The organism is Gordonia alkanivorans (assembly GCF_004011905.1).
GTDB lineage: Bacteria > Actinomycetota > Actinomycetes > Mycobacteriales > Mycobacteriaceae > Gordonia > Gordonia alkanivorans.
The window spans coordinates 1,225,591-1,252,305 of the sequence record NZ_CP027114.1 but is presented as its reverse complement, the minus strand read 5'-3'; the positions used below and the strand labels follow the sequence as shown (position 1 = coordinate 1,252,305).

The following is a 26,715-nucleotide window of genomic DNA, read 5'->3' as shown; positions in this document are numbered from 1 at the left end:
TGGATCGGACATCGATGATCGTTACAATGGCCGACGGTGACTATCAACAGCTCGGTCGACGACGGCCGGCGCACGCAGTTGCACCCGGTGTCGCCCATCGCCGAGGTCACGCGATTCGGGACGACCACTGCGCACGCGGCTGCGGGCCTCGGACGCTTCGTCCTCCACACGGCAGGCGACGCGCTGCGCGGTCGCGCACCCAGTGCTGCGCGCGCCGCGCATGAACTACGCGCCACCTTCGAACATCTCGGCCCGACGTATGTGAAGCTCGGGCAGCTCATCGCCTCCAGTCCCGGCGTCTTCTCCGACGCCCTCTCCTCGGAATTCGAGTCGCTGCTCGACCGCGTGAAGCCGGCCGATCCCGACGCGATGCGCGCACAGTTCGTCGCCGAACTCGGCCGCCCGCCCGAAGAGGTGTTCGCACAGTTCGATCCGGTGCCGATCGCCTCGGCGTCTATCGCCCAGGTCCACACCGCGACCCTGCACAGCGGCGACGAGGTGGTCGTCAAGATCCAGCGACCCGGGATCGCCGACCGCCTGGCCCCCGACGTCGCGATCCTCGAGAGGGTCGCCGGTCTCGTCGAGATCTCCGAGTACGGCCGGATGCTCAGTGCACGCCATGTCGTCGAGGACTTCGCGGCCGGTCTGGACGCCGAACTCGATTTCCGGATCGAGGCCGACACCATGCGCGAGTGGTTCGACTGCCTACAGCCGGGCCCCTTCGGCGACCGCGTCCGCGTGCCGCGCGTCTACGACGAGTTCACGACGCCGCGCGTGCTGACGATGGAGCGCATCCACGCGGTCCGGATCGACGACGCCGCGGCGGTCCGGGCGGCCGGGCACGACGGCGTCGCGCTGTGCCGCAACCTCTTGTTGTCGCTGCTCGACTCGGCATTCCACGGCGGTCTCTTCCACGGTGACCTGCACGCCGGGAACGTCCTCGTCGACGACGCCGGGAAGATCGTGCTGCTCGACTTCGGCATCGTCGGGCGGTTCACGCCCCGCACCCGCCGCATCCTCCGCCAACTCGTCGTCGACCTGGTGGTCCGCGCAGACTACGAATCCGCGGGTCGGGCGATCTTCTTGCTCGGCGCCGTGCACAAGCCCGGGTCGACCACCAAGGGCGCCGAGGACATCAAGAAGGTGACGACCCCGTTGTCGACGACCGATCTGGGCTCGATGTCCTACACCGACCTGGGCCGACAGCTCGCCGCGGTGGCCAAGGCCCACGACGCCCGACTCCCCCGCGAGCTGGTTCTGGTCGGCAAACAGCTGCTGTACGTCGAGAAGTACACGAAGCTCCTGGCCCCGAGATGGAAAGCGATGTCCGACAAGGAGATTTACGGGTATATGGCCGGGATCCTGAAGGAGGCCGAACGCGATCGGCGCGCCGACCCGACCCGCACGAACTGATGCACGATCGCGAATCCCGGCATGTCGGGCCTACTGACGCGTACGGAACGCGAGACGCCCGCTAGGGTGGTACCGATTACGCTGCTGATTCACAGGAGTCACACATGAGACGTTTCGTGCCGGCACTGCTGGCCTTTTTCGGTGCCGCGTTCCTCGCGGTCGCCCTTGCCATCCCGCTGTACCTGGTGCCGACGCTGAAGGTGGTGCCACTCGACCTCGACATCACCTCGGATGCCACGACCGTCGCCGCCGACGGGTCCACCGGTGACCGCTTCCCGGCGGTGATCTTCGACCGTTGCTCGGTGTCGGAGGATCGTGCCCGCACATTCGAGGCGCATCTCACCCAGCAACGCCGCTCGGTGATCGTCGAGCCTTCGGACAGCCGCCAGGCGACTCTGCAGTCCGCGCAGACCGTCCTGATCGACCGCCTGCGCGACGCCGACGGTCAGGAGACCGAGCCCACCGTCGCCGCTGCCGGCGAGACCCGTACCTGTAAGGACGGCCTGCTCACCGCGAGCATCGACCGCGTGTCGGTGAACCGCAAGACGTCGGTCCCCAACGGTGCCGTGAGTTCGCTGCAGCTCGAGGCCGTGCCGCCGGGCGGCAACGTCAACGACGTCTCGGTCGCCCTGGACAACCGCAAGGGCTTCCAGTACAAGTTCGGGTTCGACGTCCAGCAGCGCGACTACCTCTACTACGACCTCAACACCCGCCAGGACTGCACCGCGAAGTTCCAGGACGAGGTCGAGATCAAGGGCATCAAGACCCTTCACTTCGCCTGCGACGTCCCGGAGAAGGACCTGTCGAGCCTGCCGAACGCCCAGGGCGAAGCCGCCCTCGGCACCATGCTGACGATGCCTGCCAAGTGGTGGGGCATCAGCGGTCAGGGCGTCCGCCCGAACGATCCGATCACGATGCACCGCCACGCTGCGGCGGTGCGCCACGTCTACGTCGAGCCGATCACCGGCACCATCGTCGACGGCCGTGAGGATCAGCACCAGTACTTCAAGTCGCCCGACCAGAGCGAGTCCAACCCCGAGGTCGTCCGCAACTTCCGCATGGACGCGCTGAAGGGCACCTTCAAGTGGGCCGACGGGATCGTCACCAAGCAGGCCGACACCGCCAGCGGTTACGTGACGCAGCTGAAGCTCCTGGGCTTCTGGCTGCCGATCGTCCTCGGCGTGCTCGGCGTGATCATGCTGGCGCTTGCGGCCTTCATGTTCTTCCGCGGACGTCGCGACGACGCCGCCGTGGCCACCGCAGGCCCGGCTGCCACCGCGCCCGCCGCAGATGACCGCCGGACTTCCATGATCAAGCGGGACGGTCCGGCGGCCGGTACCGCATCGTCGGCCGGCAACCCGTGGGAGCGGCCGACCGAGCAGATCCCGAAGGTCGACGGCGGCGAACCGCCCGCCGACGACTCGTCGACGCGCTCCTTCCGCAAGCAGCCGCCGCCCGAGTAGGGCCAGCTGCCAGAACGACCACCGCGGGTGCATCCGGATCACCGGATGCACCCGCGGTGTTTTCGTATGGGTGCAGATGTAGCGAAAGGTGTCGGTCGGCGATACGTTCCGCTGCATCTGCCCTCGGGCGCTCCCGTCGCGAACCCTCACCAGCCCTTCGAGACGGCCCCTCCGCAAGCTCCGGGACCTCCTCAGGGAGCGGGACGAGAGGCTCCGCAAGCTCCGGGCCGCATGCCACCCGCACAACAACAAGGGCCGGTGACCCGAAGGTCACCGGCCCTTGCCGTTGTCTCTATGAAGTTGCGAGACCGTCTACGCGGCTCAGAAGAACGCCGGGCGGAAGGTCTTGGCCCACGACTCCTTGAAGGTGCTCTGCCAGTAGTCCCACCAGTGCGCACCGTCCGGGGTGATCCGGGTGGTGAGCTTGACGCCCGGAACGAGCGCGACGCGGCCGACGTACAGCTGGCTACTGGTCGACGCGGCGACCTCCAGCGGGATCATCTGCGCGAACTTGACCGGGTCGAAGTTGGCGCTGGTCGGGTTGACCGACGAGTCGTACTTGCTGCCGACGCCGCTACCGGAGGAGATGTAGACGTGCTTGCCGGCCAGGTTGCCCGCGGTCAGGAACGGGTCGTTCTGGAACCAGCTGCCGGCCGGGTAGAAGCCCCACATGTTGGTGGGGTTGCCGCCCATCTCGATGACCGAGGCCTGGATGCCCTGGGTGAAGCCCGGCATGGTGACGGTCGGGTAGCCACTGTAGGAGGCGACCGCCTTGTAGAAGCCCGGGTGGCGCGACGCGAGGTTGAGCGCCGAGGTACCCGACATAGACAGACCGGCGATGCCGTTGCGACGGTTGTCGCTGCCGTGGCGGGCGGCCATGTGGCGCGGCAGCTCGCTGGTCAGGAAGGTCTCCCACTTGTTGTTGCCGAGCTTGGGGTCGTAGGACTGCCAGTCGGTGTAGAAGCTGCCGCCGCCGCCGAACGGGATGGCGACGTTCGTGCCCTTGCCGGCCATGTAGCGGGCGACATCGGTGTTGATGAGCCAACCGCTGTTGTTGTTGGGGGCACGCAGGCCGTCGAGGAGGTACAGCGTCGGCTTCGGTCCGCCGCCACCGGCCGAGACGATGCACACGGGCACGGTCCGGTTCATGGCGTTCGAGCGGACGTATTCGACGTTGCAACCATTGGCTGCGGACGCCGGCGGAGCTGCGACCAGCGTGGCACCTGACACGGCCACGAGAGCCACGAGTCCGGCGACGAGGCGCTTACGGGCGCGAGTCAGCATTCGTCAGTTTTCCTTTGGATCTCGGCCGGAGTCGGCCGCTTCTGGGTCTTGCCTACCGGGTACTGCGGAAGTCATACGTAGGGGGATTCTATTGATCCCCGTCAGGAGCGGTACCCGTCGTTGTGAAGTGTAACGGCACGATAACGTCGCGGCAAAGGCTGGACGGGCCTTCGTGACACCGATGGGCAGTGGTGCGCGTCACATCTGCCTCATTGTGAACAGCTCATATGACCCATATGCGGCACAAGTGTCGGATTTTGCCCTCTGAACGGACGAAATTGTCGCGACCGCACCGTTATTCGTTTGGGTGGTTAACGGTGATGTGGGGATCAGCTCGATCACCGAGGCAGCCGTATCGGCCAACCAGGCCGCACCCCGACCTCGCACTCATTAGGGTCGGGGCCGTGGACATGGGTGAATACCTCGGCGCCGACGCCACCGCCCTCGCCGGGCTCGTCGCATCGGGTGAGGTCACGGCTGCCGAACTCCTCGACCTGGCGCGGGCCCGTGCCGCCGCGGTGAACCCCGACCTGAATGCGATCGTCATCCCGATCGAGGCCGAGGCCGACCACCGGGCCCGCACAGAGCTGACCGGCCCGTTCGCTGGCGTTCCCTTCCTGATCAAGGACCTCGCGCAGGACTACCGCGGCTATCCGACGACGCGCGGCTCCCGGTCGCTGGCGCGGCACGTCGCCACCGAGCACGCGACGGTCGTCCAGCGCTTCCTCGACGCCGGGCTGGTGGTCTTCGGCAAGACCAACACCCCGGAGTTCGGTTCCAAGGCGATCACCGAATCCGACCTGTGGGGTCCGGCGCGCAACCCCTGGAACCTCGACGTGACCCCCGGCGGCTCATCCGGAGGCAGCGCTGCGGCCGTGGCCGCCGGCGTCGTACCCGCAGCCGGTGCCAACGACGGCGGCGGCTCCATCCGCATCCCGGCGGCCTGTACCGGACTCGTCGGACTGAAGGCGTCGCGCGGCCTGATGCCGTTCGGACCCGCCACCGGCGAGCCGCTCTTCGGGATGGGCGTCGAGGGCGTCGTGACCCGCACGGTGCGCGATGCGGCCGCGCTCTACGACGCGATCATCGGGCCCACCGCGTCGTCGACCTATCCCGCACCCCTCCACACCGAGTCGTTCACGGCGCGGATCGCCACTCCCCCGCGGCTGCTGCGGGTCGGGTTCACCACCCGTTCGGCCATCAACCCGGCACCTCATCCCGAGGCGGTCGCGGCCGTCGAGCACGCCGCGCAGCTGCTCACCGAACTCGGCCACCATGTCGAGGAGGTGGACCCGCCGCACGACGACGCGGAGCTGGCACGCGACTTCCTCGAGATCTGGTTCGCCAAGGCGGCCGCCCAGGTCGACGAGGCACGCCGCCTGTCCGGCGCGGGGGACGCCGACTTCGAGGCGGACACGCTCGCCCTCGCCGAGATCGGCCGGGCGGCCGGGGTCGTGCCGCTCTTCCGGGCACTCGACCACGTCAACCACCACGTTCGCGCTCTCGAACGCTTCCACGACACGCACGACCTGCTCCTGACCCCGACCCTCGCCGTTCCGCCGCCGGCCGTCGGGTCGATGACGACCCCGCCGCTCCTGCAGCGGGCGGCCCGGCTCGCGGCCCGCGCCCGCGTGGGGAAGGTGATGTCGCGGGTGGGGATCGTCGACCAGCTCATCGAGGAGAACCTCGGCTGGGTGCCCTACACGCAGCTGGCGAACATGACCGGACGTCCGGCGATCAGTGTGCCGCTGCACTGGACCGGGACCGGGCTTCCGCTCGGGGTCCAGTTCGTCGGCCGGTTGGGCGCCGACGGTGATCTCCTGGCGCTCGCCGCATCCCTCGAAGACGCCGCGCCGTGGTTCCACCGGTACGCCGACATCTCGGTGTGACGCGGCGCTAATGTTCTCTCTGGATCGCGTGTCCGGGTGGGGACAGGCGGCACATCGACGCGGTGAGGAGTTGTCGTGACGAAGCAGGTGGCCGACGCGGTGGTCGTCGGTGCGGGTCTGGCGGGTCTGGTCGCGACATATGAGCTCACCAAGGCCGGACGACGCGTGGTGGTCGTCGACCAGGAGAACCGCAACAATCTTGGCGGACAGGCATTCTGGTCGCTGGGCGGACTCTTCATGGTCGACACCCCCGAACAGCGCAGGCTCGGCATCTCCGACTCCGCGGACCTCGCCCTGCAGGACTGGATGGGGTCGGCGGGATTCGACCGCGACGACGAGGACTACTGGCCGCGTCAGTGGGCCCGGGCCTATGTCGACTTCGCGGCGACCGAGAAGCGGCAGTATCTGCACGATCTCGGGCTGCGCATCACCCCGATCGTCGGCTGGGCCGAACGCGGTGGCGGCTTCGCCGACGGGCACGGCAATTCCGTGCCACGCTTCCACCTCACCTGGGGCACCGGCCCCGAGGTCGTCCGGATCTTCGCCGAACCGGTCCTCGAGGCCGAGAAGCGAGGGCTCGTCGAGTTCCGGTTCCGCCATCGCGTCGACGAACTCATCATCGAAGACGGCGTCGCCGCAGGTGTGCGGGGCGCCACCCTCGCACCGACCGACCTCGAACGCGGCAAGGCGTCGAATCGCGATGTGGTGGGCGACTTCGAGATTCGCGCCGGAGCGGTCATCGTGACGTCCGGCGGCATCGGCCACAACCATGACCTCATCCGCAAGAACTGGCCGGTGGACCGTCTCGGCCCCGCACCCAAGACGATGATCTCCGGCGTCCCGGCACATGTCGACGGACGCATGCTGGGGATCAGCGAGGACGCCGGTGCGAGCATCGTCAACCGCGACCGCATGTGGCACTACACCGAGGGCATCCACAACTGGGACCCGATCTGGCCGGACCACGCCATCCGGATCATCCCGGGACCGTCGTCGTTGTGGCTCGACGCCAACGGCAACCGCCTCGCGCCGCCGAACTTTCCCGGCTTCGACACGAACTCGACGATGAAGGCGATCCTGGCCGCCGGTCACGACTACTCGTGGTTCATCCTCACCCAGTCCATCGTCGAGAAGGAGTTCATGCTCTCGGGTTCCGAACAGAACCCCGACATCACCTCCAAGGACCTCAAGCTGGCCGCGAAGAGCCGACTCGCCAAGGGTGCCGCCGGACCGGTGGATGCCTTCGTGCGCAACGGCATCGACTTCGTCGTCGCCGACAACCTGCCCGAGCTGGTCAGCGGGATGAACGCGATCGCCCGCGGCCCCGAGCTCGATCTCGCGCACATCGAACGCGTCATCTCCGCCCGCGACGCCGAGGTGGAGAACAAGTTCTCCAAGGACGCCCAGCTGATGGCGATCAACAACGCCCGACAGTTCATCGGCGACAGGATCGTTCGGGTGGCCAAGCCCCACCGGATCCTCGACCCCGCGCACGGCCCGCTGATCGCGGTGCGGCTCAACGTCCTCACCCGCAAGACCCTCGGCGGCCTCGAGACCAACCTCGACTCGCAGGTGCTGCGACCCGACGGCAGCGCGTTCGACGGCCTGTTCGCGGCCGGCGAGGTCGCGGGTTTCGGCGGCGGCGGTGTGCACGGCTACAACGCCCTCGAGGGCACCTTCCTGGGCGGGTGCATCTTCTCCGGACGTGCCGCCGGAAGGGCCGTCGCGCGCAGCTGATCTCGACGTCCCGGCACGGCGGTTCGGGACGGCTCCGAAAAGGGTTGCCTGCCCTACTTTTTGACGGCACGGTCGGCGATCCCATTTCGGACATGGGTCGGCTAGGGTATTGGGCGTGCCCGTGCCGCAGACGATCCTGACGCGTAAGACCAAGTCGGCGATCTTTCTCGTCCTCACCATCAACGACGGTGGCGAGGACACGGTTCGTGATGTGCTGGAGGAGATCCCGGGACTGAACAACGCGGTGTCCTCGCGCGCCCCGGAGGCGGCGTTGGCCGGCATCGTCTCGCTCGGCTCGGAGGCATGGGACCGGCTGTTCGACGGCCCCCGCCCGCGTTCGCTACGGCCGTTCGTCCCCTACGAGGGCGCGGTCCACACCGCGCCGGCGACCCCCGCGGATCTGCTGGTCCACATCAAGTCGGACCAGATGGACCTGTGCTTCGAGCTCGGCCGCCTCATCACCGACGCCCTCGGCGACGCGGTGACCGTCGTCGACGAAGTGCACGGCTTCCGCTACTTCGACCTGCGCGACCTCATCGGATTCGTCGACGGCACCGAGAACCCCGTGGGACAGGCAGCGATCGACGCGATCACGGTGGGAGACGAGGACCCCGCCTTCGCCGGCGGCAGCTACGTCGCCATCCAGCGCTACGTCCACGACCTCTCGTCGTGGAACGACCTGAGCACGAGTGAGCAGGAAGCCGCGATAGGGCGCACCAAGCTCGACAACGTCGAGATGTCCGACGACGTGAAACCCCCCAACTCCCACATCGCGCTCAACAAGGTCGAGGACGAGAACGGCGAGGAGATCGACGTCGTCCGCGACAACATGCCCTACGGCGACGTCTCCGGGAACGGCGAGAACGGCACCTTCTACATCGCCTACTCCGCCGGCCCCGACGTCACCGAGGAGATGCTGCGCAAGATGTTCATCGGCGATCCGCCGGGTACCTACGACCGCCTCCTCGACTTCACCACCGCTGTCACCGGGTCGCAGTTCTTCACCCCGACCCTCGACTTCCTCGAGGACCTGCCGCCCGCACCCGGCACAGTCGAGCCCACCGTCGCGGCCCCGGCCCGCCGCACCGACGGTTCCCTGGGGATCGGTTCCCTGCACTAGCGCCACCACAGACAGACCATCGCCCGACACCACCGCACCAGGAGGCCACCATGAACAACCTGCACCGCGAGCTCGCTCCCATCTCCGATGCCGCGTGGGCGGAGATCGAGGAGGAGGCGACCCGGTCGTTCAAGCGGAACATCGCCGGCCGCCGGCTCGTCGACGTGAAGGGCCCGATGGGGGCCGACACGGCCGCGGTGACGCTGGGCCATCGCAGCAAGATCGACTCGCCGGCCGACGGCATCCAGGCGTTCATCAGGCGGACGCAGTCGCTGGTCGAGTTGAAGGTGCCGTTCACCGTCTCGCGGGAGGCCATCGACGATGTGGATCGCGGTGCGCAGGACTCCGACTGGGACCCGGTCGTCGAGGCCGCACGCCAACTCGCGCTCGCCGAGGACCGCGCGATCTTCGAGGGTTACGCGGCGGCGTCGATCACCGGCATCCGCTCCGAGGCCACCGCGACCCCGATCCAGCTGCCCGAGGACGTCCGCGACTACCCGGAGGCCGTCAGCCAGGCATTGACCACGCTACGGCTCGCCTCTGTCGACGGGCCGTACTCCGTCGCCATGTCGGCCGACGTGTACACGCAGGTCAACGAGACGTCGAACCACGGATACCCCATCCGCCAGCACATCCAGCGGCTCCTCGACGGGGACATCGTGTGGGCGCCGGCGATCCGCGGCGCATTCGTTATGAGCACCCGCGGCGGCGACTTCGAACTGACGATCGGGCAAGACGTGTCGATCGGCTACGACTCCCACGACGCCGACGTGGTGAACCTCTACTTCCAGGAATCGTTCACCTACCTCACCCACACCGGGGAGGCGGCCGTCGCGTTGTTCGGCGGCTGATCGACGGGAGACCGACGTTCGCCCTTTAGCGGAGGCAACTAGTCTGGCGCAGGTGATCGTGCCATGTTGACCCGCCTCATCAGTACGTACCTGCAGCGGTACCGCATCAACATCGTCATGGTGGTGTCGCTGCAGCTCGTGGCGACCGCGGCGATGCTGTACCTGCCGAGCCTCAACGCCGACATCATCGACAACGGCGTGGCGACCGGCGACACCGGTTACATCATGCGCATCGGCGGCTGGATGCTGCTGGTGAGCGTCGTGCAGATCGTGGCGACGATCATCGCGCAGTTCTTCGGCGCCCGGGCCGCTCTCGGTGTGGGCCGCGACATCCGCGGCGACCTGCTGCACCGGGTGAACTCGTTCTCGGCCCGTGAGGTCGGCACCTTCGGCGCACCGTCGTTGATCACGCGCACCACCAACGACGTCCAGCAGGTGCAGATGTTGATCGTGATGAGCAGCGCGATCCTCGTGATGGCTCCCATCATGTGCTTCGGCGGGATCATCATGGGTATTCGCGAGGCCCCGGCACTGTGGTGGGTCATCGCGATCGCGGTGCCGATTCTCGGGCTGTCGATGGGTCTCGTCATCGCCCGCATGATTCCCGGGTTCCGGTCGATGCAGGAACGCATCGACGCGGTGAATCGTGTTCTGCGCGAACAGATCACCGGTATCCGCGTGGTACGCGCCTTCGTCCGTGAAGAGTACGAGCGGAAGCGTTTCGGATCCGCCAACGACCATCTCGCCGACGCCACGCTACGGGTCGGCAAGCTGATGGCGCTGATGTTCCCGCTGGTCTTGGTGATCACGAACGTCACGATCGTCGCGGTCATCTGGTTCGGCGGGCACGCAGTGTCGGACGGCAGCGTCGAGATCGGCGCGCTCACCGCGTTGATGAGCTACGTGATGCAGATCCTGATGTCGGTCATGATGGCGTCGTTCCTGGCCATGATGGCGCCGCGCGCCGCGGTGTGCGCCGAGCGCATCACCGAGGTCCTCGACACCGAGACCTCGGTGCATCCGCCGAGCGACCCGATCGGATTCGCCGGCCATCCCGGAACCGTCGAGTTCGACGCCGCCGAGTTCCGCTATCCGGGCGCCGACGATCCGGTGCTGAGCGGCATCTGCTTCCGCGTGACGCCGGGAACCACGACCGCCATCGTCGGTTCGACCGGGTCCGGCAAGACGACGCTCCTAGGACTCGTGCCCCGCCTCATCGACGCCACCGAGGGCAGGGTCAGCGTCGGCGGCACCGACGTGAAGCGACTCGATCCCGACGAACTGCGTTCGGTGATCGGCCTGGTCCCGCAGCGGCCGTACCTGTTCTCCGGGACCATCCGGTCCAACATCCTGCACGGCAAGTCCGACGCCACCGACGACGAGATCTGGGAGGCGCTGCGCATCGCCCAGGCCGACGAGTTCGTCTCGGCGATGCCCGACGGCCTCGACACCCGCGTCGCCCAGGGCGGCACCACCGTCTCCGGCGGACAGCGGCAACGGCTCGCGATCGCGCGTGCACTGGTCCGGCGCCCCGCGATCTACCTGTTCGACGACTCGTTCTCGGCCCTCGACCTCACCACCGACGCCAGATTGCGGGCGGCGCTGCGTCCGGCTACCCGCGACGCGTCGGTGATCGTGGTCGCGCAACGTATCTCGACCATCGTCGACGCCGAGCAGATCGTCGTCCTCGACCGGGGCCGCGTCGTCGGCATCGGCACACACGACGACCTGCTGACCTCGTGTCCCACCTACGCCGAGATCGCCGAATCCCAGCTGGCCATGGAGGAGCGCGCATGACCCGCCCGGGTGGACCGATGGCCGCCGGCGGCCCCGAGTCCAAGCCGCGCTCGTTCTGGCCGTCGATCAAACGGGTTGTCGCCCAGCTCGGTTCGTACCGCGGCCTGATGACGGTCACCCTCACCTCGATCGTCGGTTCGGTCATCCTGCTGGCCATCGCGCCACGCGTCCTCGGTCACGCAACCGACCTGGTCTTCAACGGCGTCATCGGCCGGATGTTGCCTGCGGGACTGTCGAAGGACCAGGCGGTGGCCGGTCTGCGCGACCGGGGCGACGCCACCTTCGCCGACATGGTCTCGTCGATGGACGTGACGCCCGGCGTCGGAGTCGATTTCGGCGACGTCGGCCGCGTCCTGCTGATCACCCTCGTGATGTACGTCGTGGCGTCGGGGCTGGCGTGGCTGGCCGCGTACCTGCTGAACATCATCGTGGTGGAGACCATCCGGGAGCTCCGCGCGCAGGTCGAGGAGAAGGTCCACCGCCTGCCGCTGCGCTACTACGACACGATGCCGCGCGGCGAGCTGCTCAGCCGGGTCACCAACGACCTCGACAACCTGTCGCAGAGCATGCAGCAGACCGTCGCCCAGTTCGTGAACTCGGTGCTGACGGTCATCGCACTGCTGGTGATGATGATCTGGATCTCGCCACTGCTGGCCCTCATCGCAGTGGCGACCGTCCCGCTGGCGATCATCGCGACCACCGTCATCGCGAAGCGTTCCAAGCCGCACTTCTCCGCACAGTGGGCGTCGACCGGCGCCCTCAACGCCCAGGTCGAGGAGGCCTTCACCGGCCACGAACTGGTGACCGCGTTCGGTCGTCAGCGCGAGATCGAGGCGACCTTCGACCAACGCAACGAGAAGCTGTACCAGTCGAGTTGGCGTGCACAGTTCATCTCCGGCGTCATCATGCCGACCATCATGTTCCTCGGGAATCTCAACTATGTGGCGGTCGCCGTCGTCGGCGGTCTGCGCGTGGCGTCGGGTTCGCTGAGCCTCGGTGAGGTACAGGCATTCATCCAGTACTCACGCCAGTTCACACAGCCGCTCACCCAGATCGGGTCGATGATCAACCTGATGCAGAGTGGTGTCGCGTCGGCCGAGCGCATCTTCGACATCCTCGACGCCGAGGAGCAGACCCCCGACGCGGCGAACCCGAAGACCCCCGCGGTCGACCACGGCCTCATCGAGTTCGACGACGTCTCGTTCCGCTATGTCGAGGACAAGCCACTCATCGAGAACCTGACCCTGACAGCGCGTCCCGGGCACATGGTTGCGATAGTCGGCCCGACCGGCGCCGGCAAGACCACCCTGGTCAACCTGATCATGCGGTTCTACGACGTCGACTCCGGGACCATCCGCGTCGACGGCGTGGACTCCGCCGAGATGACCCGCGACGACCTGCGCGAGCGCACCGGCATGGTGCTGCAGGACTCGTGGCTGTTCGGCGGGACGATCTACGACAACATCGCCTACGGTGACCCCTCCGCCTCCCGGGAGGAGGTGCTCGAGGCCGCACGGATGAGCCACGTCGACCACTTCGTCCGGACCCTCCCCGACGGTTACGACACGGTCCTCGACGACGAAGGCGGCGGCGTCAGTGCCGGTGAGCGACAACTCATCACGATCGCCCGGGCCTTCCTCGCCCGGCCCACGATCCTCATCCTCGACGAGGCGACCAGTTCCGTCGACACCCGCACCGAGCTGCTCATCCAGAAGGCGATGGCCAACCTGCGCACCGATCGCACCAGTTTCGTTATCGCACATCGTCTCTCGACGGTCCGCGACGCCGATGTGATCGTGGTGATGGAGAACGGCCACATCGTCGAGCAGGGCAACCACGAGGAACTCCTCGCCGCCCGCGGCGCCTACTGCCGCCTCTACGAGAGCCAGTTCACCGGGGCGATCGAGGCGGGCTGACCTCCCGCTCCCCGAGGTGCGAAGACCGTGGGTAGTCACCAGGGGGCAGGTGTCGCCTTTCGTATCGCCCGGCGACACGAAAGGCGACATCTGCCGCGAACTCAGTCTCCGCGCCCCCGCTCGAGCTCCCCGGCGATCTGGCGCTCGAGGCGTTCGGCGGCCAAGGGCGGCACGTCGATGAGCCCGTCGAGTTCGGCGCGCGCCTTCTTGTACGCGGCCTGGCGTTCCGCGGCGGTGGCACCCGAGTCGGAGGCGACGCTGATCAGCTTGCGGGCGCGGTCGAGCGCTTCCCGTTCGATCGGCGAGAAGCCGGCCTGCTTGCGGCGTCGTGCCTCCCGTTCCGCGGCGTCGAAGGTCGCAGCGTAGTCGCCGACCGCGTCCCGGTAATCAACGAAGTCCGCCGGGGCGAGCGTCGTCTCGGTGTCGCCGGCGTGCGGCGGTTCCGGTCTCAGGTCGTCGGCGTGGACCCGCGCACGATGGAAGGCGAGGGTGAGGGGTTCGCGCATGTCGGTCATGAGCGGGTACTCGATCAGCGTGGCCAGGTCGAGTTCGTAGGCGAACCACTTCTCGTTGAGCCCGTCATGCTGCTTGAGTGTCTTGCAGAGTTGCTCGACGGACGTCGTGGTCAGCTTCAGTTGTTCGGTCTGGGCGGCGGCCTTGATGCGCGCGAGTTCGATCTTGTCCTTGCGCCGCTTCTCGTTGTACTTCGCGATCGACCCGGCCCAGCCGCCGACGACACCACCGATGGGGAAGATCAGCCACCAGTTGTTGCTCGCGAACTCGAGAATGCCGGTCACGTTCTCAACTGTACCGAGACCGACGGTCCGCGATTAGGGTGAACGCATGGCCGATCCGCGTGCGCCACAGCTCGCCGTCGACACCCTCGACGAGTGGCGAGAGTGGTTGCGCGACAACCACCAGAGCTCGTCCGGTGTGTGGCTCATCTTCTGGCGCAAAGACTCCGGACGCGAGCCGCTCGACTACGACGAAGCGGTCCGGGAGGCGCTCTGCTGGGGCTGGATCGACGGCCACAGCCGTGTCTTCGACGACGCGCGGCGCGGCCTGTGGTTCACGCGGCGTGGCCGCAACAGTCCGTGGGCGGCGTCGAACAAGGCGCGGGTCGCCGACCTGATCGAGTCCGGCCGCATGCAACCGGCCGGCCAGGCGGTCATCGACGACGCCAAAGCACGTGGCCTGTGGACCATCTTCGACGACGCCGAGGCCGGCATCGAGCCCCCCGAACTCGCCGCCGCCCTCGACGCGGACCCGACGGCCCGCGCCAACTGGGACGCCTTCCCACCCAGCGCCCGGAAGATGGGGCTGGCTCAGATCGCGCTGGCGAAGAGACCCGAGACCAAGACCAAGCGGATCGCGACCATCGTCGAGCAGGCCGCGCAGAACATCCGCCCCTGACTGTCGGCTGAGCCCTCCCCGCTGGTTGAGCCCCGTCGAAACCCCTACAGGTCCGGGATCGGCAGGTCCAGGTTGGGGGCGATGATCCCGCCGTCGACCTCGAGGATCTTGCCGGTCACGTACGCGCCCGCCGGCGATGCGAGGTAGAGCGCGGCGGCGGCGATGTCCTCCGGCTCGCCGAGCCGGTGCATCGGGGTGGCACTCTCCACGGCGGTCCGCATCTCGTCGTTGCCTGCGACGATCTCCAGCGACGAGGTGAGGATCGCGCCCGGCGCGATGCCGTTGACCCGGATCTTCGGGTTCAGGTCCATCGCGGCGATCCGGGTGTAGTGCGCCAGAGCGGCTTTCGCGGTTCCGTAGGCGGCATACGCGCGACCGGGCACCCGGCCGACGGCCGAGGTGATGTTGATGATCGAGCCGTGACCGGTCGTCGCGAGCATCTGCTTGGCGCCGGCCACGACGAGCGCGTGGGCGTTGGCGACGTTGAAGTCGAAGGCGTCGACGAGGTGCTTGGGAGTGGTGTCGAGGAGCGGCCGGGGCATCGCGCCGCCGACGTTGTTGACGATCGTGTCCAGCCGCCCGAACTCCTCCACCGCCGCCTGGGCGAGCGCGGCGGCAGCGTCGGCATTGCTGAGATCGACCGGGACGACGTGGGCGCGCCGCCCGGCGTCGGCGATCTGTCCGGCCACCTGGTCGAGGTCGAACTCGCTGCGCGCCGCGATCACCACGTCGGCACCTGCCTGCGCGAAGGCCACGGCGATGGCCGCACCCAGGCCGCGACCGGCACCGGTGACGACGGCGACATGGTCATCGATACGGAATCTGTCGAGAATCACTCCCCGACCTTGCCACGAACGGGCCGGAAACGAGAACGTGTTCTAGAAACTGGCCTTGCTCAGTAGTCGCGGCCGGGTGTGACCACCGAGATCAGTTCCTCGCCCGCCGCGAATCGGCGTACGTTCTCGGCCAGCCACGGCGCCATCTCGCGTGTCAGGCCCGAGGCCGGGTTCGCGACGTGAGGAGTGATGATGACGTTCGGCAGCGACCACAGCGGGTGGTCCTCGGCCGGCGGTTCGGGATCGGTCACGTCGAGCGCCGCGCCGGCGATCTCACCGTCGACCAGCGCTCGGTACAAGGCCTCCTCGTCGACCAGCGGACCGCGCGCGATGTTCACGACCCACGCGTGACTCGGAAGTGCGGCAAGGGTTTCGGCGTTGATCATGTGCCGCGTCTTCGCGGTCGACGGCGCGGCGAGCACCACATGATCGACCGAGGACCACACCGAGTCCAGTTCGCTGGAGCGTCGCACCTCGTCGGCGCCGGGCACATCGCGGCCCGAACGGTTCACCGCGACGACACGCGCACCGCACGCCTTCAACCGCGGGCCCAGCGACGCGCCGATGCCGCCGGCGCCGATGATGGCGACCGTCGAACCGTGCAGCGACCGCACCGAGGTGTCGATCCGCTCCTTGTCCCAGTGCCGCGTGACCGCGGTGTTGATCTGGCGGAGACCGGCGAGAAGCAGCGCGAGCGCGTGCTCGGCCACGTTCTCGGCGTAGAAACCGGCCGCGTTGGTCCAGACACGGCGGTTGTCGAGGAGGCCGGCATCCAGGAAGTCCTCGATACCCGCCGTCTTGAGGGCCACCCACTCGACGGCATCCGGCAGCTCGGGGAACTCGGCGGGCGGGCCGATCCAGACCAGTACCCGCGCCTCGTCGAGCCCGACGATCGTGCCGCCGGCGCCCTCGACTGCGGCGACGAGGTGCTCGTCCCGGTTGGGCTCGACGGCGACGGGCAGGCTGCTCACCGGGTGACCGCCCGGGCGGCGGTGGTCGCGAGTTCGTCGGCGATCTCGTTGAAGTGGTCACCGGCGTGACCCTTCACCCAGCGCCACTCGACCTCGTGACGCTTCTCCTCCTCGATGAGGCGGCGCCACAGGTCGGCGTTCTTCACCGGCTTCTTGTCCTTGGTCTTCCAGCCGTTCGCCTGCCAGCCGGCGACCCACTTCATGATGCCGTTCCGCACATAGGTGGAGTCGGTGTAGATGATCACCTTCGACGGCCTGGTCAGCGCGGCGAGACCCTCGATGGCAGCGGTGAGTTCCATCTTGTTGTTCGTGGATTCGGGTTCCGACCCGGAGATCCGCTTCTCGGTGCCCTTGTACCGCAGAACCGCACCCCACCCGCCGGGCCCGGGGTTGCCCAGGCATGCGCCATCGGTGGATATCTCCACGACAGCCGCACCATCGGTGCTGGTCGGGTTCTCGGAAGAAGGGTTCGCGGGATCTGTCACGCAGGGAAGCCTACGGCAGCGCCACGACGACTCCCCAGACCGATCCTGTCGCAGAACCACGCCGGCCGAAGCTCTCGCTCCGTGACACCACCCCCGCCGGACCCCTACTGTGGACGCATGGCTGTCTGGGATCCAGCACGCTATCTGCAATTCGCCGACGACCGGTCGAGACCCTTCCTCGACCTGATCGCGCAGATCCCCACCAATCCCACGACGATCGTCGATCTCGGATGCGGCCCGGGGCATCTCACCAAACATCTGCGCGCCCAGTGGCCGAGCGCCGAGATCCTCGGCATCGACGAGTCCGCGGCCATGATCGACCGTGCCATCAGCGACAACTTCGATCCACGCGCCAACTTCGACGTCGCCGACGTGGTCGACTGGACACCGCACCGCACGTTCGACCTGATGATCTCGAACGCGATGTTCCAGTGGGTCCCCGACCAGCTCGAGGTCATCGACCGTCTGCTGGGCCACCTCTCTGACGGCGGCGCCTTCGCGATCCAGGTCCCCAACGGGCACGACGCCCCGTTCCGCACCGCGCTGGCCGATCTCGCCACGACCGAACCGTTCGCCGAATCGCTGAGCGAGGTCAAGCCGCTCCCACGCCTCGACGCCGAGGACTACCTGCGGTTCTTCGTCGATCGTGGTTTCCGGGTGAACGCGTGGGAGACCACCTACCTGCATGTCCTCGGCGGCAACGATCCGGTGTTCGACTGGATCTTCAGCACCGGCGCCCGGTCGTACCTGCAGGCCTTGCCCACCCATCTGCGCGAGGAGTTCGTCCCCGAGCTCAAGCGTCGGCTCGCCGAGGCCTACCCCCGCCACGACTGGGGCACGCTCATGCCGTTCCGGCGCGCCTTCGCGGTCGCGACGCGCCACTAAGCGGCTCCCGGGTCACGCCCCGGTCAAGCTTTGGCCACCTCCACCACTCGGACCTGCCACTTCTGCAACACTGGCATCAGCCGTAGCCACAGGGGGTCCCCATGTCCCGACGCAGCCGTGTACGCCTGCGCCCGTTCTCGCACGCCCTCGTGGTCGGTGGCGTGACCGTCGGCCTGGTCGCGGGCCTCCTCTCCGCGGCGGCCTCCCCCGCCGCCGCGGCGGTCTGCAACGTCACCGGCATCACCGGTGGCGACGTCGGCAGCACGGGCAGCTCCGGGTCCAGCGACCTCGGCTGGGGCAGCATCGACTTCGGTAGTTACCGCGCCGACGGCAAGAAGCCGCAGGGGCCGCTGCCCAAGCTCAAGGGCGCGACCACCGCCGTCTCGTGGGTCACCGGACCGCGGAGCCCTGAACGCACCGACGCCCGCTTCGGGATCACCGCCACCGACGTCGGGGTGCCGTGGGACAACGGTTCGGGTCAGGTCCTCATGGCCTTCGGCGACACCTGGGGTAAATGCGCCGGTCAGATGGTGTGGCGACACAACACGATGCTCCGCAGCGACGCGAACTCGAATCTCGACAAGGCCATCCGCTTCCCGACCGCCATACCCGGGTCGGTCCGCTCCGGCGCATCGGTGACGCCCGCGCATCCCACCTATTCGCAGCCGATGTTCAACGCAATAGGTGTCCGCAACACCGAGGTCGGACGCATCCCGACCGGCGGCATCTCGATCAACGGCACCCAGTTCCTGAGCTTCATGTCGATCCACAAGTGGCTGGGTCCGGGACGATGGGCCACCAACTACTCGGCGATCGCGGTGTCACGCAACAACGGTCAGACCTGGACCGTCGACAACAACACCATCCGTGCGAACCTCGAACTGACCGTGCCCGGCGTACCGCAGATCGCGCAGGGCCACAGCCGATTCCAGATGGGCGCCTTCCTGCGCAGCGGCGACTACATCTACCAGTACGGCACGCCCAACGGCCGGCACGGCTCGGCGTTCGTCGCTCGCTTCCGACCCGCAGACATCCTGAATCTGAGCCGCTACCAATACTTCCGGGGCGGCAACGCATGGTCGCCGAACCCGGCCGACGCCGCGCCGATCGTCGGGCGGCCGGTCAGCGAGATGTCGGTGGCCTACAACAACTACCTCAAGAAGTTCGTCATGCTCACCGAACGTGCCGGGACCGTCATGATGCGCACGTCCCCCACCCCGGTCGGCCCGTGGAGCGGCGAGCGTGTGCTCGTCTCCAACAAGCAGTCGAGCGGCCTGTACACGCCGTACATCCACCCACGTTCGAGCGGCAAGAATCTGTACTTCGTGGTGTCGCGCTGGGACGACTACAACGTGATGCTGGCGCGCACCGACCTGTCCAAGTTGTGAGGCCGCTGCCATCATGAACCGGTGAGCGAATCATCGACGACGCGCATCGTCCTCATCCGAGCGGTCAACGTCGGCGGCGCCAAGCTGCCGATGGCCGAACTGCGGGAGATCGCAACCGAACTCGGAGCCACCGATGTCTCGACCTACATCGCGTCCGGCAATCTTCTCTGCTCACCACCGGGTGATCCCGCCGAGTTCGACCGTGCACTCGAGCACGAGATCGAGAAGCGCTACGGGTTCTTCCGCGAGGTCGTCAGTCGCACACCCGCCGAAGTGCGGGCCGCGCTCGACGCGCATCCCTTCGAGGTTGTCGACGACAAGTACTCCTACGTCTACTTCCTCGTCGCCGAACCCGATGCCGACAAGGCTGCCGCCTTCGAGGGGAAGGACTTCGGCGGTGACATCAAACGGGTGATCGGCTCCGATCTCCACATCCGCTACGCCGAGGGCGCCGGCCGGTCGAAACTCACCGCTCCTGCGATCGCGCGAGGGCTGGGTGTGCAGGGCACCGGCCGTAACCTGCGCACTGTGCGAAAGCTGCTGGATCTCACCGAGGGCTGACGAGATCTGCGGGTCAGCCGCGCGACAGGACCCGCGTCACGCGATCCAGGTCGGCGAGCTGATCCGACGTGGGCGCCTCCCACAGTTTCTTGGGCAGGGCCTCGAGCGCCTTGACCGCCGATTCGGCGCTGTCGAGGACCTCGGTGGCCTCGTCGCCACCGGTCTCGGCAGCCGCGATGAGCCGGTCGTCGAGTTCGAAGACCGCGTCGTCCAGCCGGTCGCGCGCCGACACCAGTTCCTCGTCGAGCGGGATGGCCGGATTGGCGTGCACGTCGGCGATCGCGTAACGAATACGCCGATGCAGCAATGCCTCTCGGCTGTTGTCAGTGGTCCAACTCGCCGGTGCGCGTCCTGGCCGGCCGGGGATGAGGTCGGTGGACCGCGCGAAGTTGCGCACCCGTTTGTCGGAGTCCCAGGCGAACCACGCCGCCCCGCCCAGGACGAACAGTGCGACCACCACGGTCGCGACGATGATGATGACCGCGATCATGACCGGATCACCCGATTCGGCACGCTTCGCACACGATCTCGCATGGTGTTCAGCCTACTCAGGCCGAGCCCACTCCCTTGGGCGCCTTGCCCGACATGAAACCGAACAGGTATCCGGCGACGCGTCGCATCTGGATCTCGTCGGCGCCCTCGGTGATGCGGTAACGCCGGTGGTGACGGTAGATGTGCTCGAACGGTTCGTGCCGCGAGTAACCCTTGCCGCCGAACACCTGCATGGCCTGATCGGCGGCGTCGCAGCACAACCGGTTGGCCTGGTAGTTGCACATCGACACCTCCGACGACGCCGCGAAGTTGCCGTAGGTGTCCATCTTCCAGGCCGTCTCCCGGATGAGCGCGCGGACCATCGCGCAGCGCGTGTGCAGGTCGACGAGCGGGAACTGGATCGCCTGGTTGGTCGAGAGCTTCTTGCCGAACGGCGCCCGCTCGTTGGCGTACTCGACGGCACGGTTCACGCAGTATTGCGCCGCACCGAGACTCGAAGCGGCCTGCCGAATCCGGTTCTCGTTGAAGAAGTGCTGCACCACCTGCAAACCGGCGCCCTCCTCACCGAACACCGCAGAGTCCGGCACCCGCACATCGCGCAGGCTGATGTGCGCGTGATCGGTGGGCATGTTGAACGTCCACAGGTACTCCTCGACAGCGAAACCCGGCGCCTGCGGGTCGACGAGAAACGCGGTGATGCCCCGTGCGTCACCGGGATCGCCGCTCGTGCGGGCGAAGACGATGTCGCGGTGGGCGGCGTGGATGCCGGTGTTCCAGGTCTTCTCGCCGTTGATGATCCAGTCGTCGCCGTCGCGAACCGCGGTCGTCTCCATGTACGTCGCGTCGGAACCGTGCTCGGGCTCGGTGATTCCGAAGGCGAAGAACTTGGTTCCGGCAGCGAGCCCCTCGACCCACTCCTCCTGCTGTTCGGGGGAGCCGTACGCCAGCATCAGCAGCAGCCCGATGTTGTTGCCGACGATGGCGTGCTCGTTCTGCAGATCGCAGTGCAGGCCCAGCCCTTTCGACGCGAGGTGCTCGCGGATGATCGCCATGGAGAGGTTCGATCCGTCGCGGCCGCCGAACTCCTTGGGGAACGGGTAGCGGAAATGGCCCGCGGCGTCGGCCCGCCGACGCGCCTCGCCGAGCAGCGCCTCCCATTCCGCATTCGGCAGACCACCGCGCTCCCAGTCCGTGCGCGAGTCCTCACGCCGGTGGTCGAAGAACCGGATGTTGTCGTCGGCCTGCTCGAGCGGCTTGATCTCCGCCTCGATGAAGGCGTCGAGTTCTTCCAGGTAGTCGCTCAGCGACTCGGGCAGTGCGAAGTCCACGGTGAATCCTTCTCGATCGGGTGTCACGCGGTCACGGATGCGGGACCGCGAAGTACTTCGGGTTGGCGACCAGCAACCGCGCCCGGACGTCGGCGGCGATCGCTGCGCGCACCTTCTCGTCGGCGCCGTCGAGTTCGCCGGATCGCAGGGCGTCGCACAGGGCACGCTGATCGGCGACGCCCAGGGCGGCCAGGCGCTGAGCACTCTCCGCGGCGTGGGTCGCGCCGAGCAGCACCTGGCGCCGGACGACGTCCACGACGTTGCCGGCGACCCGGGTGTGGAACCTGACCTGCGGTGACATCTCGGCGGTCACGGAGTCGGAGCGCAGGAAGCCGGCGAGGGCATCGAGCAACTCGAACGACGACGGCGACCCGTGCGGCTCCTCGTCGGGGACAGTGGCTTCGACGCCCAGCGGATCCGGGACAACCTCCGGCGAGACGACTCCCAGATCGAGCAGAGCGTCGAATTCCTGCTCGGCACTTCGTCGTCCGATCGCCGCGAGTTCCACGGACCGTTCGACGCCGTCGAGGTGCCGGTTGGCCTGCACCGCACAGATCAGGCCCCACTTCACCGTGGCGTACAACTCCCACCAGCGGAGGGCTTCTTCGGTGGGTCGCCACCCGGCCACCTCGGCATAGGCGTCGAGAAGTGAAGCACGCTCGCCCATTCCGGCGACCGGGGTGGCGCCGCCGAAACGCCAGGCCTTCGCGCACAGCCAGCCGAGATCCTCGACGGGGTCGCCGATGTGGACAAGTTCCCAATCGAGCACCGCGGCAACACCATCGGCATCGACGAGGAGGTTACCGAGCCGGAAATCACCATGGACGACGCAGGAACCGGGAGACGACGGCGGCGGATTGGCCACGAGCCACTGGGTCGCGAGGACGAGACCGGCCGGCATCGCGTCGAACTCACGCGGGAACAGCGTGTGAAGCGCCTCGACCGGGTCGACGAGTTCCTCGAGTCCCGGCGTCTGCGTGGCGTCGATGCGGTGGACGCGCGCCAGGATCCCGCCGCACTGCTCGACGAACCGGCCGCGTGCGGCGGCATACGTGTCGTCGCGGAGGATCCGCCGCGGGATCGACTCTCCACCGATGAAATTCATTGCCAGGTAGGGGAACCCGAGGACGCTGTCGTCGCCCAGGCCGACGTCGAGGATCTCCGGCAGCGGAACCCCGGCGTCGGCGGCGGCCCGCAGGACCTCGGCTTCCGCGCCCAGCCCCCCGTCGTCCTCCGCGGCCGGAACGGCGCGGATGATGATCGGTTCGGGTGCGCCGGCGGCGTCGACGAGGGTCGCGGCGTAGGTCGCGCGACTCGCGCCCGCGGGTAGTTGCCTGGCGGATTCGACCGACACCGGGGCGCCTCGCGTCGTGCCGAGTCGTTCGGCGACTCGTGCGGCCACTTCGCCGGCCTCAGGCACTCCCACGCAACCCATCCCTTCACGCGCCGATCGACTGCCGTGCCGGTGTAATCCCCGACACAGCGAAGCTAGCACGGAAGCTGAATCCACTGTCAGAAAAACGGCCGTGGCGGACCGGCGTCAGCGCGCCGGGGTCTGGAACTCCGGCTGATCGATGATGCGCACCCAGGATCCGTCGGAGCGTCGGGTGACGACCTGTGCGCGAGCACCTGCGCCGTCGCGCGGCGGGGTCGAGGTCAAGGCCACATCGTCGCCGAAGACGAGCGTCGGCAGCGGGGGTTCGGCGACGAAGGTCGGCCGGTGTTCGAGGACCGAGGCCCAGAGGTCCCGGATCGCCGCCCTGCCCCGGGTGACCTGCCCCGGCGGGAAGGCCATGACCGCGTCCTCGTGGTAGAGCGACGCGACGGCGTCGGCATCGCCGGCGTTGGAGAACTCGACGAAGAGTCGGGTGACGTCTTCGGGGGTGCGGGCGGTTTCGCGGTTGGTCATGACTTCCTTTCAGCTGGACTTTCCAGGCTCCTTCACCATGCGTCGCCAGCATGAATAATTCCAAGTGATGGTTGTGATGGCGGGTATCATCCTCAGTTATGGAGATGCGCCAGCTCGAGTACTTCGTCGCCGTGGCCGACGAGGAGAGCTTCACCTCGGCGGCGCAGCGGGTGCACACCACGCAACCCAACATCAGCGCACAGATCCGAGGCCTCGAACGCGAGCTGGGATCAGCGCTCTTCGATCGCTCCGCACGGTCGGTCCGGCTCACCGATGCCGGGCGAGCCGCCCTCCCCGCAGCTCGCGCGGCTCTGGCTGCGGCCCGAGAGGTGACCGATGCGGTGTCAGAGGTTCGCGGCCTGCTCCGCGGGAGTCTGTCGGTGGGAATGGTCGAGGGGTGCACCATCGCACCGCTGTTCGCCGCATTGGGCACCTTCGGTTCCGCCCATCCGAAAGTCGCTCTGAGCCTGCGGGAATCCCCATCGGATCAACTGATCTCCTCGGTCGTCGACGGCAGTCTCGACGTGGCGCTGACCGGCTACGGCGACGAGCTACCGCGCGGCATCGAATCACTCACCGTCATCGCCGAACCCGTCGTCGCGGTGGTCCCGGCCGACGTAGAGCGAAGCACCTCCACCGGGCTTGCGGACCTGCGACAACGGTCTCTCATCTGCCTGCCGCGCGGCGCGGGTATCCGGGCCGTCTTCGACGACGCCGCAGTCGCGCAGGGCGGTCCCATCCGACCCGCGATCGAGGCGTCGTCTCCCGACGCGATCGTCGAATTGGTGTGCGGCGGCATGGGAACCGGCATCCTCAGTGCATCCAACGCCGCGGCGGACGATCGGGTGACCGGCCTGCCGATCGAGGGCGTCGACGTCCGCGCACGACTCGGCTTCCTGTGGAGAAGCGATCCGTCTCCCGCGACGCGACGGTTCGTCGACGTCGCCCACGAGGCCTTCGGCCTCGGTCCGGACTGACGCGGCGAACTCAGCTCGCCAGCGCGTCCCCGGTCTCTTCGGTCGGCTTCTCCGGAACAGCCGGGTCGATCGAATCATCGGTCGGTGCGCCGGCGATCCAGTCGCCGATGCTCAATCCGCGACGGCCCCAGCGATGATCGAACCTCTGCGCCCGCGCGGTAGCCTTCTCCAGCTTGGCCGGCGAGTAGCGGCGCCGGGCCCACGTCGACTTCGGCCGGGCCAGACGGATGGCACCGGCCCACGCGAAGATCGGGATGAAGACGCCGACGATCGCGGTCGAGTACTTGCCCTTGACGACGCAGAAGATGGCGGCGGCGATGTTGATCGGTGCGGTCAGGGCGAACGCGATGGGGCCGAACTCGACGTCCGCCTCCACGTTGAACGGGTTGAAGCCGAGGATGACCATCCCCAGGGCGGCCACCGTCAGGGCGACGACCTGCACCGAGAGTTGGCCTTCGCGTGACCAATACACGTCCTGGAGACGGAGGATCAGCGCGAACTCGTCGAGCACCAGCGATGCGCCGACCCCGACCAGGACAGCACTGATCGACGCACCCGGTTCGACGCCGTTCACGCCGACGGAGATGAACGCCCCGACGATCATCAGGGCGAGCCCCGGGACCATGTGGTGGACGTGGAGGCCATCGGACACGTTGTTCTTGAACGGTCCCTTGCCGGCGCGGATCAGCCGGGTGATCACCCGTGTCACCACGAAGGTCACCGTGAACGAGGCGAACAACAGGAACAGCGGAAGTCGTTGATGTGTCAGATCATCGAGGAACTCCACCGTCGACTCACTCCCTCATCATGCGGGCACGATGCCCGTGCGCCGCTGCTCGATGATCAGGCAGCGGTCCTCCACGTAGAGCAGTCCGGCGTCCTCGGCGATCTTGCGGGCTTCCTCCGACCGGATTCCGAGCTGCAGCCACAGCGCCGTCGCGCCGGCCTCGACCGCGGCGCGCGCAACATCGGCGCACTCGGGACCGGGGCGGAACACGTCGACGAGGCCGACCTGTTCGGGGACGTCGGCGAGCGATCGGTAGACCTTCTCGCCGACGATCTCGTCGGCGGTCGGGTTGACCGGGATGATCCGCCACCCGAGGTGCTTCATGTGCGCGGGCACCTCGTTGGCGGGCTTGGCCGTGTTGGCACTGGCACCGACCACGGTGATGGTGTCGTAGGTGGACAGGATCTTCTCGACGATCTCGTCTGTGGTGCGGGGGCCGGCGGAGTCTGGGGTAGCCATTCTGTGAGTGTATGTGCCGACGACGGACGATTCGCCACGTCACCGGCGATCGGAAGGGTCAGCGCATCACACCGTGAAGGACGATGGCCACCAATCGCTCTGCCCAGGTGTCGTCGAATTCCTGGTCCCGCAGCAGAAGCACGTGCAACATCGCCGATCCGCCGACCACCTCGATCAGACGGTCGGGGTCGACGTCGGGGTGCACCTCGCCGCGTTCGACCGCGACCACCAACCTCTCGCGCACACCGCCGAAGACCGCGGCGAAGCCGGCGTGGACACGGGCGGCGAGGGCCGGGTCGGCGGACATGTCGGCGATCAGGCCGGGCAGCGCGACCCGGGTCACCGGTCTCGCGAACAGGTCCCGGGCGGCGTCGACCATCGACCGCAGATCGGCCTCCATCTCTCCGGTCGACGGAGGTAAGCGCGTCATCTGCGCGAACACCACGTCGTGTACGAGCTCGGCCTTACCCGACCATCGCCGGTACAGCGCCGTCTTGGTGGTACCCGCCCGCTCGGCGATCGCGGCCATCGTCAGGCGGTGGTAGCCCACCTCGACGACGAGTCGGGCCGCGGTGTCGAGCACCGCGGAGTCGATCCGCGCATCACGGGGCCGGCCGGCTGCCGCCTCGACGGATTCCGCTCGATCAAGGCCGGCAGCAGCGAGACCAGCACCATCACGTCCAGCGTCCATGGGCCCAACTCTCGTCGCAGTCGCTGTTTTGCCGAAGTCGCTGCGGTCCCGCGACCCGTCTGC

25 protein-coding genes are annotated in these 26,715 nt (G+C 67.7%); 13 read left to right on the top strand and 12 right to left on the bottom strand.

Going from position 1 to position 26,715, the window contains the following annotated elements; all coding sequences use genetic code 11:
* The first annotated feature begins 36 nt into the window (after positions 1-36).
* Both C5O27_RS05740 and pgfA read left to right on the top strand, forming a co-directional pair.
* Complete coding sequence (locus tag C5O27_RS05740; RefSeq protein ID WP_127962154.1) at positions 37-1,413, top strand: ABC1 kinase family protein; 1,377 nt, start codon at positions 37-39, stop codon at positions 1,411-1,413.
* Positions 1,414-1,517: 104 nt separating this feature from the next.
* Positions 1,518-2,876, top strand: coding sequence for a cell envelope lipid trafficking protein PgfA (gene pgfA, locus C5O27_RS05735; RefSeq protein WP_035753681.1), 1,359 nt, complete (start codon positions 1,518-1,520; stop codon positions 2,874-2,876).
* Positions 2,877-3,197: 321 nt separating this feature from the next.
* On the opposite strand, the gene C5O27_RS05730 is transcribed toward pgfA, so the two are convergent.
* Entirely contained in the window at positions 3,198-4,160 is a 963-nt protein-coding gene (locus tag C5O27_RS05730; RefSeq protein ID WP_127962153.1) for an alpha/beta hydrolase, read from the bottom strand.
* A 410-nt stretch (positions 4,161-4,570) separates the two neighbouring features.
* On the opposite strand from C5O27_RS05730, the gene C5O27_RS05725 reads away from it, so the two are divergent.
* From C5O27_RS05725 to C5O27_RS05700, 6 genes are all read left to right on the top strand, one after another.
* Positions 4,571-6,049 (top strand): amidase, encoded by a 1,479-nt coding sequence (locus tag C5O27_RS05725; RefSeq protein ID WP_127963767.1) that lies wholly within the window; start codon positions 4,571-4,573, stop codon positions 6,047-6,049.
* A gap of 75 nt (positions 6,050-6,124) precedes the next feature.
* Positions 6,125-7,786, top strand: a complete 1,662-nt coding sequence (locus C5O27_RS05720) for an FAD-binding dehydrogenase (RefSeq protein WP_035753677.1) — start codon at positions 6,125-6,127, stop codon at positions 7,784-7,786.
* Positions 7,787-7,901: 115 nt separating this feature from the next.
* Complete coding sequence (locus C5O27_RS05715; RefSeq protein ID WP_127962152.1) at positions 7,902-8,906, top strand: Dyp-type peroxidase; 1,005 nt, start codon at positions 7,902-7,904, stop codon at positions 8,904-8,906.
* 50 nt (positions 8,907-8,956) lie between these two features.
* Positions 8,957-9,757 (top strand): family 1 encapsulin nanocompartment shell protein, encoded by an 801-nt coding sequence (locus C5O27_RS05710; protein ID WP_006358031.1) that lies wholly within the window; start codon positions 8,957-8,959, stop codon positions 9,755-9,757.
* 63 nt (positions 9,758-9,820) lie between these two features.
* A complete protein-coding gene (locus C5O27_RS05705) occupies positions 9,821-11,554 on the top strand; it encodes an ABC transporter ATP-binding protein (RefSeq protein ID WP_127962151.1) in 1,734 nt (577 codons plus the stop codon).
* On the top strand, positions 11,551-13,470 hold the full coding sequence (locus C5O27_RS05700; protein ID WP_127962150.1) for an ABC transporter ATP-binding protein: 1,920 nt from the start codon (positions 11,551-11,553) through the stop codon (positions 13,468-13,470). The genes C5O27_RS05705 and C5O27_RS05700 overlap by 4 nt, the downstream gene beginning before the upstream one ends.
* A 101-nt stretch (positions 13,471-13,571) precedes the next feature.
* Here the strand turns inward: C5O27_RS05700 and C5O27_RS05695 are convergent, their stop codons facing one another.
* On the bottom strand, positions 13,572-14,267 hold the full coding sequence (locus tag C5O27_RS05695; RefSeq protein WP_127962149.1) for a hypothetical protein: 696 nt from the start codon (positions 14,265-14,267) through the stop codon (positions 13,572-13,574).
* A gap of 46 nt (positions 14,268-14,313) precedes the next feature.
* Here C5O27_RS05695 and C5O27_RS05690 point away from each other — a divergent pair, with 46 nt between their 5' ends.
* On the top strand, positions 14,314-14,883 hold the full coding sequence (locus C5O27_RS05690; RefSeq protein ID WP_127962148.1) for a YdeI/OmpD-associated family protein: 570 nt from the start codon (positions 14,314-14,316) through the stop codon (positions 14,881-14,883).
* Between the two features lie 44 nt (positions 14,884-14,927).
* On the opposite strand, the gene C5O27_RS05685 is transcribed toward C5O27_RS05690, so the two are convergent.
* The 3 genes from C5O27_RS05685 to rnhA are packed head-to-tail and all read right to left on the bottom strand — an operon-like array spanning position 14,928 to position 17,175.
* Positions 14,928-15,719 (bottom strand): SDR family oxidoreductase, encoded by a 792-nt coding sequence (locus C5O27_RS05685; protein WP_006358036.1) that lies wholly within the window; start codon positions 15,717-15,719, stop codon positions 14,928-14,930.
* Between the two features lie 59 nt (positions 15,720-15,778).
* Positions 15,779-16,690, bottom strand: a complete 912-nt coding sequence (locus C5O27_RS05680; protein WP_127962147.1) for a D-isomer specific 2-hydroxyacid dehydrogenase family protein — start codon at positions 16,688-16,690, stop codon at positions 15,779-15,781.
* Entirely contained in the window at positions 16,687-17,175 is a 489-nt protein-coding gene (gene rnhA, locus C5O27_RS05675; protein ID WP_006358038.1) for a ribonuclease HI, read from the bottom strand. Before rnhA ends, C5O27_RS05680 begins: the two co-directional genes overlap by 4 nt.
* Positions 17,176-17,292: 117 nt before the next feature.
* On the opposite strand from rnhA, the gene C5O27_RS05670 reads away from it, so the two are divergent.
* From C5O27_RS05670 to C5O27_RS05660, 3 genes are all read left to right on the top strand, one after another.
* Positions 17,293-18,060 carry a methyltransferase domain-containing protein gene (locus C5O27_RS05670; protein ID WP_006358039.1) on the top strand — a complete coding sequence of 256 codons (768 nt, stop codon included), beginning with the start codon at positions 17,293-17,295 and terminating at the stop codon, positions 18,058-18,060.
* A 101-nt stretch (positions 18,061-18,161) separates the two neighbouring features.
* A complete protein-coding gene (locus tag C5O27_RS05665; protein ID WP_006358040.1) occupies positions 18,162-19,448 on the top strand; it encodes a DUF4185 domain-containing protein in 1,287 nt (428 codons plus the stop codon).
* A 21-nt stretch (positions 19,449-19,469) separates the two neighbouring features.
* On the top strand, positions 19,470-20,009 hold the full coding sequence (locus C5O27_RS05660; RefSeq protein ID WP_127962146.1) for a DUF1697 domain-containing protein: 540 nt from the start codon (positions 19,470-19,472) through the stop codon (positions 20,007-20,009).
* Between the two features lie 13 nt (positions 20,010-20,022).
* Here the strand turns inward: C5O27_RS05660 and C5O27_RS05655 are convergent, their stop codons facing one another.
* The 4 genes from C5O27_RS05655 to C5O27_RS05640 all read right to left on the bottom strand — a co-directional run bounded on the left by C5O27_RS05655 (position 20,023) and on the right by C5O27_RS05640 (position 23,738).
* Positions 20,023-20,499, bottom strand: a complete 477-nt coding sequence (locus C5O27_RS05655) for a hypothetical protein (RefSeq protein ID WP_006358042.1) — start codon at positions 20,497-20,499, stop codon at positions 20,023-20,025.
* A gap of 58 nt (positions 20,500-20,557) precedes the next feature.
* Positions 20,558-21,829, bottom strand: coding sequence for an acyl-CoA dehydrogenase family protein (locus C5O27_RS05650; RefSeq protein ID WP_127962145.1), 1,272 nt, complete (start codon positions 21,827-21,829; stop codon positions 20,558-20,560).
* A 31-nt stretch (positions 21,830-21,860) separates the two neighbouring features.
* Complete coding sequence (locus C5O27_RS05645) at positions 21,861-23,255, bottom strand: phosphotransferase family protein (RefSeq protein ID WP_127962144.1); 1,395 nt, start codon at positions 23,253-23,255, stop codon at positions 21,861-21,863.
* Positions 23,256-23,369: 114 nt separating this feature from the next.
* Positions 23,370-23,738: a YybH family protein gene (locus tag C5O27_RS05640; RefSeq protein ID WP_127962143.1), complete on the bottom strand. Its 369-nt coding sequence runs from the start codon at positions 23,736-23,738 to the stop codon at positions 23,370-23,372.
* A 98-nt stretch (positions 23,739-23,836) separates the two neighbouring features.
* On the opposite strand from C5O27_RS05640, the gene C5O27_RS05635 reads away from it, so the two are divergent.
* Positions 23,837-24,715 (top strand): LysR family transcriptional regulator, encoded by an 879-nt coding sequence (locus C5O27_RS05635; RefSeq protein ID WP_127962142.1) that lies wholly within the window; start codon positions 23,837-23,839, stop codon positions 24,713-24,715.
* Positions 24,716-24,725: 10 nt separating this feature from the next.
* Here C5O27_RS05635 and C5O27_RS05630 read toward each other — a convergent pair whose 3' ends face one another.
* From C5O27_RS05630 to C5O27_RS05620, 3 genes are read right to left on the bottom strand one after another with little or no spacing between them, the layout of a single operon-like run.
* The gene (locus C5O27_RS05630) at positions 24,726-25,502 is read right to left on the bottom strand and encodes a hypothetical protein (protein ID WP_127962141.1); all 777 of its coding nucleotides are present in this window, start codon (positions 25,500-25,502) and stop codon (positions 24,726-24,728) included.
* 18 nt (positions 25,503-25,520) lie between these two features.
* The gene (locus C5O27_RS05625) at positions 25,521-25,961 is read right to left on the bottom strand and encodes a CoA-binding protein (protein ID WP_127962140.1); all 441 of its coding nucleotides are present in this window, start codon (positions 25,959-25,961) and stop codon (positions 25,521-25,523) included.
* A 58-nt stretch (positions 25,962-26,019) separates the two neighbouring features.
* Positions 26,020-26,652: a TetR/AcrR family transcriptional regulator gene (locus C5O27_RS05620; protein ID WP_035753667.1), complete on the bottom strand. Its 633-nt coding sequence runs from the start codon at positions 26,650-26,652 to the stop codon at positions 26,020-26,022.
* Between the last annotated feature and the right edge of the window lie 63 nt (positions 26,653-26,715).